Annotated in this window: 16 protein-coding genes; 1 reads left to right on the forward strand and 15 read right to left on the reverse strand. The window is 35.4% G+C overall.

From position 1 onward, the window contains the following. Positions 1-14 precede the first annotated feature (14 nt). From DM447_RS15905 to spoIIID, 13 genes are all read right to left on the reverse strand, one after another. Positions 15-1,166: a glycosyltransferase gene (locus tag DM447_RS15905; protein WP_112182170.1), complete on the reverse strand. Its 1,152-nt coding sequence runs from the start codon at positions 1,164-1,166 to the stop codon at positions 15-17. 8 nt (positions 1,167-1,174) lie between these two features. Next, positions 1,175-2,311, reverse strand: coding sequence for a glycosyltransferase (locus DM447_RS15910; protein WP_112182171.1), 1,137 nt, complete (start codon positions 2,309-2,311; stop codon positions 1,175-1,177). 148 nt (positions 2,312-2,459) lie between these two features. Beyond that, complete coding sequence (locus DM447_RS15915) at positions 2,460-3,539, reverse strand: glycosyltransferase family 4 protein (RefSeq protein ID WP_112182172.1); 1,080 nt, start codon at positions 3,537-3,539, stop codon at positions 2,460-2,462. 302 nt (positions 3,540-3,841) lie between these two features. Then, complete coding sequence (locus tag DM447_RS15920) at positions 3,842-6,922, reverse strand: efflux RND transporter permease subunit (RefSeq protein WP_112182173.1); 3,081 nt, start codon at positions 6,920-6,922, stop codon at positions 3,842-3,844. Then, complete coding sequence (locus DM447_RS15925) at positions 6,919-7,791, reverse strand: efflux RND transporter periplasmic adaptor subunit (RefSeq protein ID WP_112182174.1); 873 nt, start codon at positions 7,789-7,791, stop codon at positions 6,919-6,921. The genes DM447_RS15920 and DM447_RS15925 overlap by 4 nt, the downstream gene beginning before the upstream one ends. Next, on the reverse strand, positions 7,792-8,700 hold the full coding sequence (locus tag DM447_RS15930; RefSeq protein WP_112182175.1) for a TetR/AcrR family transcriptional regulator: 909 nt from the start codon (positions 8,698-8,700) through the stop codon (positions 7,792-7,794). A 189-nt stretch (positions 8,701-8,889) separates the two neighbouring features. Continuing rightward, positions 8,890-9,228 carry a hypothetical protein gene (locus DM447_RS15935; protein ID WP_112182176.1) on the reverse strand — a complete coding sequence of 113 codons (339 nt, stop codon included), beginning with the start codon at positions 9,226-9,228 and terminating at the stop codon, positions 8,890-8,892. A gap of 101 nt (positions 9,229-9,329) precedes the next feature. Then, entirely contained in the window at positions 9,330-9,752 is a 423-nt protein-coding gene (gene fabZ / locus DM447_RS15940) for a 3-hydroxyacyl-ACP dehydratase FabZ (RefSeq protein ID WP_112182177.1), read from the reverse strand. A 592-nt stretch (positions 9,753-10,344) separates the two neighbouring features. Next, positions 10,345-10,626 carry a DNA-directed RNA polymerase subunit beta gene (locus DM447_RS15945; RefSeq protein ID WP_112182178.1) on the reverse strand — a complete coding sequence of 94 codons (282 nt, stop codon included), beginning with the start codon at positions 10,624-10,626 and terminating at the stop codon, positions 10,345-10,347. Positions 10,627-10,657: 31 nt separating this feature from the next. Beyond that, a complete protein-coding gene (locus DM447_RS15950) occupies positions 10,658-11,488 on the reverse strand; it encodes a flagellar hook-basal body protein (RefSeq protein ID WP_112182179.1) in 831 nt (276 codons plus the stop codon). 44 nt (positions 11,489-11,532) lie between these two features. Then, a complete protein-coding gene (locus tag DM447_RS15955; protein ID WP_112182180.1) occupies positions 11,533-12,360 on the reverse strand; it encodes a flagellar hook-basal body protein in 828 nt (275 codons plus the stop codon). 198 nt (positions 12,361-12,558) lie between these two features. After that, complete coding sequence (mreB, locus tag DM447_RS15960) at positions 12,559-13,560, reverse strand: rod shape-determining protein (protein WP_112182181.1); 1,002 nt, start codon at positions 13,558-13,560, stop codon at positions 12,559-12,561. 245 nt (positions 13,561-13,805) lie between these two features. Then, a complete protein-coding gene (gene spoIIID / locus DM447_RS15965; protein WP_112182182.1) occupies positions 13,806-14,093 on the reverse strand; it encodes a sporulation transcriptional regulator SpoIIID in 288 nt (95 codons plus the stop codon). A 395-nt stretch (positions 14,094-14,488) separates the two neighbouring features. Between spoIIID and DM447_RS15970 the strand changes: the two genes are divergently transcribed. Then, on the forward strand, positions 14,489-16,213 hold the full coding sequence (locus DM447_RS15970) for an IS1182 family transposase (RefSeq protein ID WP_112182183.1): 1,725 nt from the start codon (positions 14,489-14,491) through the stop codon (positions 16,211-16,213). Here DM447_RS15970 and DM447_RS18400 read toward each other — a convergent pair. Further along, a complete protein-coding gene (locus DM447_RS18400) occupies positions 16,173-16,328 on the reverse strand; it encodes a hypothetical protein (RefSeq protein WP_157967401.1) in 156 nt (51 codons plus the stop codon). The two genes, DM447_RS15970 and DM447_RS18400, sit on opposite strands and share 41 nt — an antisense overlap. 40 nt (positions 16,329-16,368) lie before the next feature. Then, on the reverse strand, positions 16,369-17,403 hold the full coding sequence (locus DM447_RS15975; protein ID WP_112182184.1) for an AimR family lysis-lysogeny pheromone receptor: 1,035 nt from the start codon (positions 17,401-17,403) through the stop codon (positions 16,369-16,371). Positions 17,404-17,434 lie beyond the last annotated feature (31 nt).

A 17,434-nucleotide genomic window follows, 5' to 3' on the forward strand; every position in this document is an offset into this window, starting at 1 on the left:
AGTTTCCACCTCTACTATACTTGCATTTTAAATTCATGCTTTACCATTAATTCTTTATACCATTCAACTAATTTCATCTCTTCTAAATCCCAATTTAATTCCTTCATTACAGCCTCTTTACCATTGTTACCCATTCGACTAGCTTCTAACGGATTCTTTTTTATATAATCGATAGCATTTCTGATAGCTTCAGGATTTGACGGATCAACTGTTATGCCACATTGATATTTTTCAATAAACCTACGCCACACTGGAAAATCAGAGCAAATAATCGGAATACCAACACTCATATATTCAAAAAACTTGGTTAATTCTTTTTTCATATAATGATCTGTTGGAGGAAATATAGCTAGTCCAGCTAACCAGTTCTTACTAATATATTTAGCATCAATTTCTTCCCTTTCAACGAAACGATTAATACCTTCGATAATAAGACGATCTGAATTACCTTTGGAATTAGTATACATGACTTCGGCAATTTGTCCTGGACATTTACCGATGAAATGAATTTCCACTTCCTCATCTATCAGAGGAATTTTAGAATGAATACTAGCACCTCTATCAAGGGAAACATTACCGGTATAAATCAATGCATTTCCCTTTGATTTATTTTCATTATAATGTTCAATTAATTTTTTATTTAGTTTCGGATAATTTAAAATGCATTTTCCTCTTGGATACTTTTCTTGATAATATTTTTCAGCTAAACATAGGTCCATTTTTTTCGAAAAAAACCGCTCCATTACATTATACACTTGTCCCATAAATCTTCTTAGTGGTTTAGCAATATACTCTTTTTGCATGATACTGGTGTAGTAATCTTCATGAATGTCGTAAATAACATGGTTGTTATTGTTCTTTAGCAACCAGCCTACGATAAGTAACTCGGGATCATGAAAATGATAGTAATCTGCATCTATTTGTTTTGCTTTTCGATATACTTGAAATGTAGACATAATCATTCTCTTCAATCTACTATTATATTTCTTAACAGGGATAATCGCAACATTTTGTTCGTCAGTAATTATACCATCATCACTAACTGGAACAATTAATGAGACGTCAAATCCAGCTTCTTGAAGTGATCTACATTCTTTATGATAAATTCTAGTGTCATAGGGATTGTGTACAGTTGTTAAATGTACAACCTTTTGTTTATTTGTCAATGCACAACTCACCCTTCAGTCTTATGATCTTGTAAATTTAAAGTAGCCAAAAAGGCCTTCTCATATTTACTTACGATATCTTTAGCATCAAAAAAACGAGCTCTTTGATAACCTTTATCAATAACACGGTTCAATTCTTCTTTTTCTAACGATAGTAATTGTATTATTTGGTTACTCATGTCATTATCGCTTCCAACTTCACACAAGCGACCATACTTACCATTATCTAAGACTTCTCGTGGGCCGGATTTACAGTCTGTAGAAACAACTAGCGTACCCGTTGCTAGTGCTTCCGCTATTACATGACTAAATCCCTCGTGGATGGAGGATAATACAAACAAATCTGCTTTTTTGAAATAAGAATATGGATTACGCTGAAAGCCGATAAAATGAACTCTATCTGCAACCGCTAATGTAGAAGCGAGATCCATTAATTCCTCTTCAAGTGGGCCTTCACCAAGAATGACAAGACGACTTTTTATTTGTTTATTTACTGTTGCAAAAGCGCGTAATAATGTATGTTGATCCTTTTGAGGTACTAAACGACCTGCTGTGATAATAACTTTTTCATTCGTATTAAATATTTCTGTGAATAAAGGATCTATTTCTTCATTCATTTTTTCATTAACATTTTTTAAATCTATTGGATTATAAATCACTTTAATATCATCAGGTTTGATCTTATACCTATTTACTAGATTCTGCTTTACACCCTCCGATAAAGAGATTATCTGTTTAGCGAATTTGTAGATAAAACCAAATCCTATAAGTTGTATATTTTCTTTAAACGTACCACCTAAATTATCCGCTTCTCTAATGACATTTTTTGCACCTGAGAAAGAAAGGGTATTTGCAAGAATTGCTATCGTGTTTACCCGTGGTATTGTACTAAAAACAATATTAACTCGCTCATTTCTTATAATTTTAGCAAGTTTAAAAATAGACCTACTTAACCTTTTTGTATCTAACTTTATAAATTTAACATCTTCTTTTAATTCTGATTCGTACGATCCTTCATAGTTTAACGTAACGATTATTGGATTAAACTTGTCGCGGTCCAAGTTATTAATAATATTTAATAACGTCCTTGCAGCACCACCAGCTCCCATTTGATAAATATAAAATAAAATCGTAACTTTGTTCATTTTAACAACCTTCCATTCAATGCCATTTATGAAACATATCCCAAACATTATAGCATAGAATATTAATTATCTTCATCATTGTTAAAGGGATTTGTTTTAACAACAAATCCCAAAAATTATTTTATATAAATTAAGTTAGAGATAAGAATTATAAATTAACCATTATTTTCACTTTATTATATGTTTTTTTCATCATTCCTATTAACGGCATTTTCCCTTTACCAATAACACCTGCAAGTTCTGCAAATATTTGTAGTAATATTAATACAATAAATGAGACAACTAAAGACAGGCTTAATGATGCATTCGAAAATAAAATGCCGAGCAAACCGAATAAAATTGCAAATGCATAGAGAATTAATACAGTTGACCGATGACTAAAGCCAGAAGCTAATAATTGATAATGAATATGTTTTTTATCGGCAAGCATTATATTATCACCATTTAACGCTCGTCTAATTATTGCAAATAGCGTATCAAATATCGGAATTGCTAATACTATTACCGGAATTATGAAACTAAATAACGTTACATTTTTAAAAAGCCCCAATGTCGAAATAACTGCAATAGAATAACCAAGAAACATGGATCCCGTATCACCCATGTAAATTTTAGCAGGATGAAAGTTGTGGAATAAGAATCCTAAATTACTTGCAATTAATACGATACATAAATATATCACGAAGATATGATGGTCTGTAATTGCCATGATCAAAATACTAACTAATCCAATAGTCGTTATACCTGACGCTAATCCATCTAAACCGTCAATTAGGTTGATTGCATTCGTTATACCTACTATCCACAAAAGTGTGATTATTATACTAAAGTTATTAAGATCTACTACTCCCAAGATAGGTAGCGTTATGCGATCAATAATTACACCAGCGTATACAACAGTTCCAGCTGCAAACAATTGGCCTCCTAATTTTAAGAAGGGTTTGATTTGGTATTTATCGTCTAATAAACCTATTATTATGATAATAATTGCACCTATTATGATCCCAAAATATTCAGGATGCTGCGGTTGTAAATAAAGCAAACCCAATCCCACACCTAAAAACATTGCTAATCCGCCAAGTCTTGGTGTAGCAGTTGTATGGATTTTTCTGTAATTTGGTAAATCAATGAATCCAAATCGAATTGCTATTTTTTTTATTGGATAAACTAAAAAAAGTGTTGAAAAAAACGATATAACAAAAGCGATCACTATATCTATAATTAACATTTATATATCCCCTACTTTATTTATTGAATTCTTTTATAATGTATAATAACTTCAAATATATATACTACTAAGAAAATACCATACATACCAGAAAATTTTTATTAAATTTATATTACACATCAAATACAAGTCACTTACATAATTAGACGTATCTAGACAGTAATTGGTTTCACATTTATTATAATTAACCTCAACGCTTAATTTTACCTTAAAATATAAAATAAACAATACTTTTTGTTGATATTATGTAACCAAAAAAAGACAGCCTTCTTTAATTAGAAAGCTGCTCATCTTTTATTTCTTTATAACTCTTCACTTTGTACTTTCTTCTTTTTTGACTTCCCTTTCATCTTTTCCGTTAGATCATCAAAGAATGTGTAAATAACAGGAATTAATAATAAGGTAAAGATACTTGATACGGTTAGACCGAAGATAACGGTAATTGCCATTGGTGCTTGCATTTCTGCACCTTCGCCTAACCCCATGGCTAATGGAATCATCGCTAAGATTGTCGTTAGAGTTGTCATAAGGATTGGACGCATCCTGCTGACACCCGCTTCAATAATCGCTTCAAATCTTCCCATACCTCGTGCGCGTAGGATGTTGATATAATCAACAAGTACAATCGCATTGTTAACGACAATACCGGCGAGCATAATCACCCCAATGAAGGCTGTAATACTTAGCGGCGTATTGGTTATAAACAATCCACCTATTACACCTACTACTGTTGCTGGCATAGAGAACATAATGACAAATGGGAATAAGAAATTCTCAAATTGAATTGCCATTACTGCATAGACTAAGAAAATAGATAATACAAGCGCTAAAGCCAGGTCAGAGAATGCTTCTACCATATCCTCTGCTTGCCCACCGATTGTATACGAATAGTCTTCAGGCAAATCCATATTACTTAGTTTTGTTTCAATTGCCGCAGAGACGGTACCTAAGTCACTGCCTGAGACACCAGTTGTTATATTAACTTGTGCCTGTTGGTTCTGTCTTGTTAATGTTGCCGCTGCTTGTGTTTGTTCAAATTCTGCAATTGTTTCTAAAGGAATTTGTGATCCTTCTTGATTTAAAATTAACAATGTTTCAAGATCACTAATCGAGTCTTGCGATTCTTCTGGATACGTAATTCGCACATCCATTTCATCGCCATCTTCTCGATATTGCATAACCGTTTGACCAGTGAAGCTTAACTGTACTTGCGTCATCACTTCTTGTTCGGTCAATCCATATTGCGCTGCAACTTCGTTATCTACAGTGATATTCAACTGTGGTTGTGTTTCAGATACGGAAGTAGTCGGATTATGCACACCATCGATAGTAGAAATCTCTATTAATACTTGGTCAGCCAATTCTTGTAAAACCTCATGTTCTGGACCGTTCAATTGAACCTGAATCGGATCACCTGTACTGATTGCTGCGCCTACTTCACTTACCGTAATATCGGCACCAACAATACCCTCTAGATTATTACTAATGGCTTCTGAGACTTCTCCTGTTGATTGATCACGGTCATCTGCACCTACTAGTTGAATCGTATATGACGCTTGATTAGCGCTTCCACCCATCATTCCATTACCAGATCCACCAATCGATACATAACTAACATCGATGACATCTTGGAAATCCGCTAATCTTTCATTAACCTGATCAGTAACTTCTTTTGTTTTTTCCTCTGTTGTTCCTACTGGTGTTTCAACAGTAACACTTAATTGTCCTTGATCACCTTCTGGAATAAACTCTGTTCCAATAAAAGGTGTTAAAGCTAAACTTGCGATAATTAAGAACAAGCTTGTGAAGACTGTGGTTTTTCTGAATTTCATTACTTTACGTAATGCACGTTCATAACCATTGTTAAATCGATTCAATAATTGATCAAACCAATAACGGCGACCATTATCCTCCATTGCTTTGGTTAATAGCTTAGATGAAAGCATTGGAATTAAAGTAATCGAAACAACTAATGATGCGATTAAAGAAAAGGCAACCGTCATTGCAAGTGGCGCAAATAATTCAGAAGCAATTCCTTCAACGAATACAATTGGTAAGAATACTACTAACGTTGTTGTCGTTGAAGCGATAACAGCTGGCGCAAGTTCTGAGGCACCCTTTTTCGCTGATTCGACCATACTATATCCTTTTTGCCTATAGGAGATAATATTTTCGAGTATAACAATCGAACTATCGACCATCATACCAAGTCCGAGTGCTAAACCACCCATTGTAAGTACATTTAACGTTCCACCTGTAAAATATAATAAGGTAAATGTTGCGACAATTGCGATCGGAATCGAAACACCAACAACAAGCGTTGCCCTAAAACTTTTCAAGAAAAGCAATAAGATAAGTAAAGCGAAAACGCCACCTATAACCATATTTTGAATAACGGATGAAATAGATTGTTTAATAAATGTAGATGTATCTAAAACAACATCGAGTTCTACATCACCTGAAAGTGTTTCATTTAGTTCATCTATACTAGCTAAAATATTATTGGACACGTCGACGGTATTACCGTCTGATTGTTTCATAACGGATAAGACAACAGATTCTTCTCCATTTACTAACGTCGTACCTGAATCAGCAAATGTATCGATAACCGTTGCAACATCTTCTACATGGATCGTTGCACCTTGCGACGTTTGTAATATCGTATTGCTTATATCATCAACTGAAGTGTATTCACCATCAATACGAATTTGTAAATCCTTATCACCTTTTGCTACAGTACCTGCAGAGCCAGATTGATTCACTTGACTCAATGTTTGCATAATCTGTTGTGGTGACAGGCCATACTCTGTTAATTTAGATTGATCAAGTTCAAGTCTTATTTCCCGATCTTGACCTCCCTCAACTGATACAGAAGCTACGCCACCTTGGCGTTCAAACTGTGGTACAACTTGATCTTCTGCAATAGCTTGTAATTGCGCAAGACTATCACCAGATATACCTACTTGGATAATTGGTAATTGGTTTGGATTAAAGCGCAGTACACTCGGCTCTCCTGCACTTTCAGGAAGAAGACCTTTCACTTGATCAACGCTTTCTCTTACTTCTAAGAGTGCATTATCCAAATCTGTTCCCGTATCAAACATCATAACCACAAGCGATGAACCTGTTTGTGATTGTGTTTGAATAGATTGAATCCCCTGAATGGAACCTAATGCAGATTCTATTGGTTGACTAACTTGTTTTTCCACTTCTTCTGGTGCAGCATCTGGATAATTCACTGCTACTACCGCTATAGGTAAGTCAATTTCCGGAAGCAAATCGATTGCTAGATTACGTACCGAAATAATGCCTAGTGCGATAATCGCAAGAACAATCATCACTACACCGACTGGTCTTTTGACGGATTGATCTACTAACTTCACGATTCACTTCCCCCGTTTGCTACTTGTATTTTACTACCATCTGAAAGGGTTAATTGACCGCTAGTTACGATTTCATTTCCTTCTTCCAGTTCCGCTTCAATTGCAGTCACATCAGTTTGTGATTTTATAACTGTAACTAATGTTTTACTTACTGTATCGCCATCTACAAGATAGACAAATGACTCGTCACCCTCTTCAATTAGTGATGCAGTTGGAATTAAAAGCGTGTCCTCAATTCTTTCTTCCGTTAACGAAACAACTGCTACCATACCTGCTTTCCATTGATTTTCTTCGTTATCAACTACTAATTCAACAGGGAATAAACCTGATTCGTTAAGTAACGATGGGATATAGTCAATTGTGGCAGTAGATGATTCTTCTTCATCAGCAAATCTTATTTCAACTTCTTCATCCATTTCAAATAATTCTAAATTTGTTCCAGTAACATCAACTTGAATGGTCAGTTGATCTAAATCTGCAATTACTGCGACTGGATCTGTATTTGAAACCATTGAACCTTCTGTTGCTGTAAGACTTGTCACTTCTCCATCATTTTGAGCGACAATTTCGAATGACTGTCCCGTTTCAGCTGCAATGATTGTCATCAAAACATCATCTTCTTCGACTTGATCACCATTTGAAACTTCTAGACTGTCTACTTCACCAGCCATTGGTGCCATTATTGGCGTTGTTTCTACCGGTGTAGAGCGGCCATAAAAATTCTTATCAATTGTTAAATTGCCCTTTGAGACTTCACCAACCTCAACTGTTGTTACACTTTCTTCTGTTTCTTCTGTCTCTGCGTCTTCCTCTGTACAAGCAACTAATACGAATAGTAATGCAAGTAGCGGCATCCAAATCTTTTTCATTTACTGGTCCCCCTCATTCTTTTTTATATCTATTGTTGGTACGGATATATTTAATGCAACAGCGATTTTTTCACTTATTTGTTGTAACGATGGTATTGCACAAAGTTGTGTCAGCATACCTTTTAAGATGAGTTCATTTTTGTTATCCTTTTCTAATTCATCATTTATCATAACCACAGCTTCTCGTAACTGTGTTTTCTGAACAACTTCTAGACTAGAATCGTTAATTAGTCGACTTAATTGGTCCATAAGTAATGGCACACTTTCGTTAGTTGATTGATTTCCTTTAATAAAATCATAGGAAAGTTGATCTAGTGTAATTTGTGGTTTCGCATTTGAATTAATTAGGCCATTAATTATATCATCTAAGCGGTCAACAACGAATTGCGCAAGGTTACCCGTATCAAGTTGTAAGTTATGCAGGACAATCGACTTAAAATAGCCTTGTAACATTCCATCTAATTGAATCGATATATCTACAATATACTTATCTGTTTCTTTACCATAAATCTCCTTCACACTTTTTTGAATCCACTCAAAACCTTGCTTATTCAGTTTAATAACTAATTGGTCAATTTTATTACCTACTTGTAAATTGTCCCGAAATTGCATAATGACATATTCTTTATGATTTGAAATTAGGTCAAAAAACATTTTTAATTGCTCAACAAGTTTTGTTTTACCATCTTTGTCTTGCTGTTGGATTTTTGCTACTTTATCCATTACCATGGAAGTGTAGTATTCAAATATGGCAATTGTCAGTTCTTCTTTTGAATGAAAGTATAAATAAAAAGCCCCTTTTGACACCTCACTTTTCTTAGCTATTTCTTGAATTGAAGTTGCATGAAAACCGCTTTCAGCAAATAACTTCATACTTTCTTCGATAATTCGTTTTTTCTTTTCATTCACTATTTTCACCTGGTTCTATTTTTATTTACGAATAAGGTTAGGAAAAGTTTCTTTTATGAATGACCAGTCAGTCAATCAGAATTATACTATATCATGAAAGTAAAACACGATGCAATTAATAGAACTTCTTTCTATTATTGCAAAAAGGAACCCGGAATTACATCCAAGTTCCTTTTGCTCATGTTGCTTCTATTCTTCTTCGTTTTCCATTGTATCTTCATTGCCAGTATCGTCTGCTTCATCAGTGTCTTGATCGATTTCAGCTTCGCCTTCTTCTGTTTCGGTACCTGTGTCTGTTTCAGTGTCAGTTCCAGTTTCATCTTGATTCTCTTCTGTACCTTGATCTTCTTCCATTTCAGTGCCCGTATCGTCCATTTCTTCTTCTACTTCTTCACCTGTATCTTCCATTTCCTCTTCCATTTCGTCAACTGGTGCTTCCACGTCATCTTCTTCATCTTGCGCACACCCTACCAACATTGTAAAAGCAAACATTGGGATTAAGAATTTCATTGCGTGTTTTTTCATCATATATCATTCCCTCCTTAACAAAATTATTTTCTCGTGTAGTTTTCCCATATTCACAGAAAAATTCCTACTATCTAAAAATATTTTTTTCAGGAGGTGAGAAATTACTGAATGGCAAACATTATTTCAGCTTCACATGCAACTACACCGTCGACAGTTGCGATTGCTTTACCTTTACCAATCGACCCTTTTAATCGTGTGATTTCTACTTCTAGTCTTAATTGATCTCCTGGTTTAACTTGGCGTTTGAAACGACACTTATCAATTCCTGCAAGAAAGCCAATTTTACCTTTGTTTTCTTCCTTTTTAAGTAAAGCAACTGCACCGGTTTGCGCTAATGCTTCTATAATTAAAACGCCTGGCATTACAGGATAATCCGGAAAATGTCCTTGAAAGAATGGTTCATTGATTGTTACATTTTTTTTAGCAACCACGCGCTTGCCATCTTCCATTTCAATCACTTCATCTATTAGTAAAAATGGATAGCGATGTGGAATCGTTTCTTTAATCTGTTGTATATCTAACATATATTTTCATCTCCTATATTTTTAATAGTTTATTTTTTTCGAAAAATTTTAATGACGTAATAGCTTGGAATTACGTTGATTGTAATGAAACTTCCTTACCCGCTCCGCAAGTAAACTGGGCTCGCTTTCCGTGGGCACGGCTTCAGCTAACTCGGATAAGCATAATTCGCTTTCCGAGTGGATCTTCAGCCCGTGCTGTTCCCACTGGAGTCTCACCCAGTTCCTTGCTTCGCTGGTCTAGTCTGTAAGTATCTTATGAACTACAAATAAACATAACAGTTACTAGTATCTTGAAAATCCTTCTTATTGTTTCTGTTTTACACAAGCAATAGATCCACTAACTAGCGGAGGAAGCAAATGCTTGACACTCCTACGGGAACAGCACGAGCCGAAGATCCACTTAGTAAAGCGTTCTTTGCTTTACTAAGTTAGCTGAGGCCGTGCCCGTGGAAAGGGAAAGTATTTGCTGACATAGCGAGTAACGTCAGAATTCTAATTCAAAGTTAATGAATCCCTCAAACAACACTTCTTGAGATAGTGTTTTATAATCACACTATAAAAATAAAAAGCTAATCGGTCTTGGGAGACGCGATCAACTTTCACCAGTAACAATATCTAAAATATGCTGCCATGTTTCGAATTCTAAAACTTCCAGTGCATTACCGTCCCCAAGTACACTAAAACCAACAATTAAACCAATAATAAGCGCCAAAAAAGAAAGTAGAAAGACAACGATAATACGAAGCCAAATAGGAAAGATGCGACGAATTGGTTTTTTATTTTGCTTTTTTTCAGCTCGTCGCTGCTTACGCTTTTCATTTCTACTGTTATCTTTTTTTTCTTCTTGAGTTACTTCTTTTGATTCAGGCTGCATGCTTGGTGACTCCTTCAATCTTTAGTCTGTTTTAACGTATTTGATTAATTAGTCCACTCATTTGATCACTCATTGAAATTGTTCTAGAGTTGAATTGATAAGCGCGTTGGGTTTGCATCATTTCAGTCATTTGTGTTGCTAAATCCACGTTTGAACTTTCTAACGCCCCACTTTGCAATTCAATATCATTAAACGCAACACCCTGAATGATGTCATCTGCAACATATGCTTCATCAGTTATGTCAGGCAAACGAAATAGGTTATTACCTACTGACTCTAAAAATTGTGGTCTAATTGCCTCCACAATCGCCAGTTGTGCTTCATTTTGTACGACACCATTTCGAGTTACTTGAATAGCTCCGTTTTCAGAAATGGAAACATCTTCTGCGCCATCAGCGATTACTATTGGGCCATTCTCACCTATAACGGAATTACCATCTGATGTTGTGAGCGCTAATTGACCGTCTTCTGTTGGATTAAGATATAACGTACCATCCCGTGTATAACGTGTTTCCGTAGCACCATTTTCTGTTACAGCAACCTGTAATAGTTGATTATCTTGTAACAAGGCAATATCCAGTCCACGATCCGTTTGTTTTATCGAACCTAATGCTAAATTCACATTCGTAGATCCAAGTTTTGCACCTGAACCTAATCGAATACCATCTGGCGTTAAACGTCCTTCTGCATTCGCTTCTTCATCATTCAAGTTATCGACTTGCTGAAATAATAAAGATGAAAATTCAGCTGAGCGATTTTTATATCCAGTTGTATCTACATTCGCAATATTATGCCCAACAAGATCTAACTTACTTTGAAGCTGTCCCATTGTTACGGCCGCTTGCACAGACATACGATTCACCTTGGTTCCCCCTTTGCCACGAACATGCTAACATTAGCTTTGTTTTATGTTAATCGAGCAATTTGATTTACTGCTTTATCCATACTTTGATCATATGCTTGTAATACTTTTTGATTCGTTTCAAATGAACGATAAGCTTGCATCATATCTGTCATTGCTTGCACAGCATCAACGTTCGAGTTTTCTAAGTATTTCTGTTGAATAGAAAATGTTACATTAGCGTTATCTCGAGCATTCTCGATTGCAACACCATCTTCTCCTAATGCAAAAAGATCTTCATCATCTTTTACCATATCATTCACATTAGGACTATAACCAATAGCTAGAGGAACCGCCTGCTCACCAATTTGTAGCACACCATCTTCTGATACAGTGAAGGTTTCACCATCGGTTTCAATCGGGTTTCCAGCATTATCGAGTACATAATAGCCTTGATTTGTAGTTAAAAATCCTTCACCATCGACAGTGAAATTACCATTTCGTGTATAGCGCTCTTCTCCATCCCCATTCTGGACAGTGAAAAAGAGACCACCTTCTTCATCAGGTAAAACACCATTAATCAGTGCCATATCAGTTGCTGTTCCTGTTTCTTTTAAACTTCCCTCTGTGAAATCAGGAATTGTTTCCTGTACATAAGCACCCGTATTAATTGATCCAATTGTATTTTGCATTGGGAAATTTAATTGGCCACTAGAAGTTTTAGTTGAACCTGACTCCATGCGTTGAATTAATAGTTCAGGGAAAGCTCTAATCGTTGCTTGATCCTGCTTGTAACCTGGTGTTTGTGCATTTGCAATGTTATTAGCTAATGTATCTTGTCTGCGTTGCTGTGCCATCATGCCACTTGCCGCAGTATAATAACCTCTTAACAAAGTACGATTCCCCCTTTCTTCGTTTGAATCATTTTCTATCCACTACAGAAATAAACGATCCATTATGTTAAACCTATTTTAGCATAAAATCGACAATTTGTGCGCTATTTTAGTGAAAGTAATCTGTCTAACTAGACAGTAAATACTACCAATATGTACTGGTATCTAGTTTTTTACAATTTTCGCAATGAAAATAACTTAAACTATTTTTCGCTTCTCAATTTTATCAATGTTCTCAAGCATAATGCCCGTTCCTTTTGCAACACAATTCATCGGCTCTTCTGCTAAGATAACTGGCACTTTTAATTCTTCTGCTAGCAATTGATCAATACCGTGTAATAGTGCACCCCCACCGGTTAGAATGATCCCTCGATCAATAATATCTGCAGACAATTCAGGTGGTGTTTGTTCTAATACCGTTTTACATGATTGCACAATTAATGATACAGATTCGTGTAATGCTTCTTCTACCTCGACAGAATTTATACTGATTGTACGTGGTAAGCCACTAACCATGTCACGACCACGAATATCCATTGACTCATCACGAGCCCCTTTAAAAACAGTTGCTACATTCATTTTAATATCTTCAGATGTACGCTCACCTATTAATAATTTATATTTACGTTTTACATAATTTAAAATTTCCCGATCAAACTTATCACCAGCCATTTTAATTGACTGCGAGGTTACAATATCCCCCATTGAAAGAACAGCAACATCTGTTGTTCCCCCACCAATGTCTACTACCATATTACCGCTCGGTTGAAAAATATCCATCCCTGCGCCAATAGCAGCAACTTTAGGCTCTTCTTCTAGGTACACGCGTTTGCCACCAGATTTTTCAGCCGCTTCTTTAATTGCCTTTTGTTCTACTTTCGTAATATTAGTAGGACAACAAATTAACATCCGTGGTTTAGATAAAAAACCGCGCACGTTAATTTTATTTATAAAATACTTTAACATTGCTTCTGTTACATCAAAATCAGCAATGACTCCATCCTTAAGGGGTCTGATTGCTTCTATATTTCCAGGAGTACGACCTACCATTCGGCGTGCAGCATCTCCAACTTCTAAGACACGTCCTGTTGTACGATCCATCGCAACAACTGATGGTTCATCAAGGACAATCCCTTTTCCTTTTACATGTATTAAAACGTTTGCCGTTCCAAGGTCAATCCCGATATCCCTAGAAAACATTCTTAGATCCTCCCTGCTAATAGTGTTACATTTTTGTCCGTATGATTATATACTACTTCTAATTATATATAATAGCATAGATAGACTGGTTTAGTTAATCATTTTTTAGATGATGTTGGATTTTTTTGTATATTTGGTTATAATTCAATATTTTTTTAGTAGTTTGTACGAATTTAGTATGATCATACGGTATGTCGACTTTATAAAATAGATTATTTAAACTAAGGATTGGGAGGATCGTGTGGTTATTGTACTGATTTCATTGTAGGCTCCGATGGTGTAGGTGGTGTAACTTGATACTTCATCTTGGTCGCTTCACCACCACGAAGGTGTCTGATTGCTTTATGGTGATCAAGAATATTCTTAACTTCATTTGCTAATTCAGGATTTATCTCTGGTAATCGTTCTGTTAAATCTTTATGGACTGTACTTTTTGAAACACCAAATTCTTTTGCAATAACACGCACCGTCTTTCTAGTCTCTACAATGTGGTTTCCAATACGAACCGTTCTTTCTTTGATGTAATCATGCACATCACTAGCCTCCTCGTGTTGTCTGTCCAAGGTGTGAATGAGACAAGGTGATAGTTGATGTCTTGTTTACTATTTCTTTTACATTTCTCAAAAGTAGGTGTTTTGGTTAGCGCTACATGATCACCTTAGACTTGCTTGGTTTGTATCAGTTTATTAGCTAAACTTTTTGATTATGATTAAAATTTGACAAGACAACAAGTGGACAACCATTGTTATTAAAAGGATCGCATAAAAAAAGAGGCTGGGACAAAACCCAGATAAACAATAAAAAGTTGCATCTTCCAACGGTAGTTGGAAGATGCAACTTTTTTATAAAATCGAAAATTTTAGTAAGTAAAAAAGGATACCTTCTGATAAAATTAAAGTACCACACAATAACAATCGGAGGTATCCTTATGTTTAAAGATTATAACATGAATCAAGTAATTCTGCCGTTAGATTTTGAAATGAAATTACAAAAAAATGATATTGCCTATACAATCCATGACTTAGTAGAACAAATACCTGATAAAGCATTTTCTGTTTTCTTACATGAAACAGGTTGTCCTGCTTATCATCCACGCATGATGATGAAGGTTATTTTATGTGCTTACACGCAATCTGTTTTCTCTGGAAGAAAAATTGAATCATTACTGAAAGATAGTGTACGTATGATGTGGTTAGCGCAAGGTTATGAGCCAAGCTATCGAACGATTAATCGTTTTCGAGTCAATGAAGAAGTACAAGAACTGTTACGCCAATGTTTTGTACAATTTCGATGCCAACTGGTGAAAGAAGAGCTGATTGACCAGGAAGCGATCTTTATTGATGGCACCAAAATAGAAGCAAATGCCAATAAATTTACGTTTGTTTGGCGAAAAGCGATTGAAAAATACAGTGCGAATTTGGTGGAGAAATCAAATCAACTGTACGATGAATTATTGGCAAACGAAATTATTCCAGAAATAGAACGCGAAAGTACGGAAGAACTATCCACTAAAGAACTCGAAAAAGTAGTTGAGAAACTAGAGAAGACCGTTGAAGGATACGACAAACAGATCGAAGAAAGTAAAGATGTCAGCAAACGGAAGCAGCTTCGCTCTGCAAGGAAAACACCAAAAAAATACCGCAAACAGTTTAAAGATTACGTAGCACGCAAACAAAAATACGAAAAGGATAGGCTTATATTTGAAGCGCGCAATAGTTATTCAAAGACAGACCATGATGCCACCTTTATGCGCATGAAAGACGATTATATGAAGAATGGCCAATTAAAAGCAGGTTACAATGTACAAATTGCGACCGAAGGACAATATACACTCGCATATGACGTATTTCCCAATCCAACTGATGTACGCACATTCACTCCTTTTCTAGATAAAATCGAGGAAAGCTTCTTTGAACTTCCCACATATATCGTAGCTGATGCAGGGTATGGAAGTGAACAGAATTATGAAGATGTCCGCATTAATCGGGAGCGCATCCCGCTGATTACCTACAATATGTATCGAAAAGAGAAGACAAAGAAATATAAGCAAGACCCTTTTAACACAATGAACTGGGCGTATGATGAAGCGAGTGATTCTTTCCGTTGTCCAAATGATAAAAAAGTGGCTTTCCAGTATCTATCTAATCGAACAGGTAAAGATAACTTCACCCGATCCTTTAAAGTCTATGAATGTGAAGACTGTTCGGATTGTCCGTTGCGTTCCCACTGTACAAAAGCAAAGGAAGGAAATAATCGAAAAATTTATTATAATGAAAAATGGGAACAACAAAAAGCATACACAAAACAGCAGCTTTCAGAAAAAGAAACCGGTAAAATTTATGGCAAACGAAAAATAGATGTAGAACCAGTCTTCGGATTTTTGAAGGCTAATTTGCGTTTCACTCGTATGTCAGTAAGAGGCAAGAAGAAAGTGGAAAATGAATTAGGATTTGCATTCATGGCGGTGAACTTGAGAAAGTACACGGCTAAGCATGCGCATGGTGCAACAAATCCTGAAAATAATCCAACAAAAAAAGATTCCGACCATCTTCCTAAGATGATCGGAATCTTTTTCGTTATTTTGGCTAATTATGTCCCAGCCTCTAAAAACATTAACCAACATCGCCATGTCCAGGATCAGCCATTATGTTGACAGAAATATTCACTTCTTCTTCGCCGGTAGATATTATATCCGTCTCTACCAGAGTAACTTGGCTACCTACTAATAAAATAACAGCCAATAACATTGATGAGAAAATTTTCTTCATGTATTATTCACCTCCTCTAAATAGAGTTATAAAACTGAGATTACATTTTATCCATAGCATGAAGTGGTAACCGAGCGAAAAAAAGATCACTTCTTTTTTCAATAAAATCATTATAGGAACTAATAAGCAGCTTTCTATCCTGATATGCTCGTCCAAGGTAATACTTTGTAAATGGGGTAATCTCAGTAATTCCAATTAGTAATTCTTGAGCCCTTAAAAAGTTCTCTTTTGCTATTTCCAAATGTGCTTGTTCACTCCAATCATTCGTAACAACACCATCTGTTTGGGCGAAATGAGCACATATAAAGGGGTTGTTTTGATTGTTTATCAAGTTTAATAAACGCTGATCTTGTAAGTTTTCAGCAATTATCTTCGCTTGATTTAAGTGATACATACAAGAGTTGAAATCATCAAAAATATAGGTTAGACTCAGATTTACATGTAGGTGTGCTTTTTGTTTTTTATTATACATTTTATTTAATAAGCGAAAGCCATACTTTCTCGCTAAGATAGCTTCATTGCTTTTCCAATAATATGCAAAGAATAACTGATCCAAATTGATATTAGCTAGAGAAATCAACACATGATTGTCTAATTTAAGTAACAAGTCTTGTATTTCGTCTAACAAGAAGTTAAAACTTCCATAATCAAACATATCAAAATTTATACTAAGCATTGTATACTTCATGACAAACTGTAATTCTTTGTCTTCTGTTTCGATTCTTTGTAACTTTGTTAGAATTTTGTGATGCGGTATCGTCCGAAAACGTCTGGCGAGAACCAGTTCATAAACAGTAGCCCATTTGTGGTTGATCTGATTTTTACTTTTTTTATTTTTATCTATTAATACTTGTGTTTCTTCATAGAATCCATTCGTATACAAAAAATGCATTCCTATTCGCCAATCGACTTCATTTGTTGTGATTAGACAATATTCACTTGTTAATTTGATAACCGTATCATCATCTTTTTCCATACTAGCTACCGTAATAAATTCGTTTAGATTACTTATTCGATCCATTTCTATCTCGGTACTTTTGTTGTTTTCCTTGCGGAGAGCGTTATCTTGTCTCATAAACACCCCTCCTTCCAAAATCAACCATCAC

Origin of the sequence: Paraliobacillus zengyii (genome assembly GCF_003268595.1) — a bacterium.
GTDB classification, from domain to species: Bacteria; Bacillota; Bacilli; order Bacillales; family Amphibacillaceae; genus Paraliobacillus_A; species Paraliobacillus_A zengyii.

Excerpts from the sequence above, each read along its gene's own strand:
- DM447_RS15915 (WP_112182172.1), bottom strand. The coding sequence starts at position 3,539 with ATGTTAATTATAGATATAGTGATCGCTTTTGTTATATCGTTTTTTTCA.
- DM447_RS15975 (WP_112182184.1), bottom strand. The coding sequence starts at position 17,403 with ATGAGACAAGATAACGCTCTCCGCAAGGAAAACAACAAAAGTACCGAG.
- DM447_RS15945 (WP_112182178.1), bottom strand. The coding sequence starts at position 10,626 with ATGCAGCCTGAATCAAAAGAAGTAACTCAAGAAGAAAAAAAAGATAAC.
- DM447_RS15970 (WP_112182183.1), top strand. The coding sequence starts at position 14,489 with ATGTTTAAAGATTATAACATGAATCAAGTAATTCTGCCGTTAGATTTT.
- mreB (WP_112182181.1), bottom strand. The coding sequence starts at position 13,560 with ATGTTTTCTAGGGATATCGGGATTGACCTTGGAACGGCAAACGTTTTA.
- fabZ (WP_112182177.1), bottom strand. The coding sequence starts at position 9,752 with ATGTTAGATATACAACAGATTAAAGAAACGATTCCACATCGCTATCCA.
- DM447_RS15925 (WP_112182174.1), bottom strand. The coding sequence starts at position 7,791 with ATGAAAAAGATTTGGATGCCGCTACTTGCATTACTATTCGTATTAGTT.
- DM447_RS18400 (WP_157967401.1), bottom strand. The coding sequence starts at position 16,328 with ATGAAGAAAATTTTCTCATCAATGTTATTGGCTGTTATTTTATTAGTA.
- DM447_RS15910 (WP_112182171.1), bottom strand. The coding sequence starts at position 2,311 with ATGAACAAAGTTACGATTTTATTTTATATTTATCAAATGGGAGCTGGT.
- DM447_RS15935 (WP_112182176.1), bottom strand. The coding sequence starts at position 9,228 with ATGATGAAAAAACACGCAATGAAATTCTTAATCCCAATGTTTGCTTTT.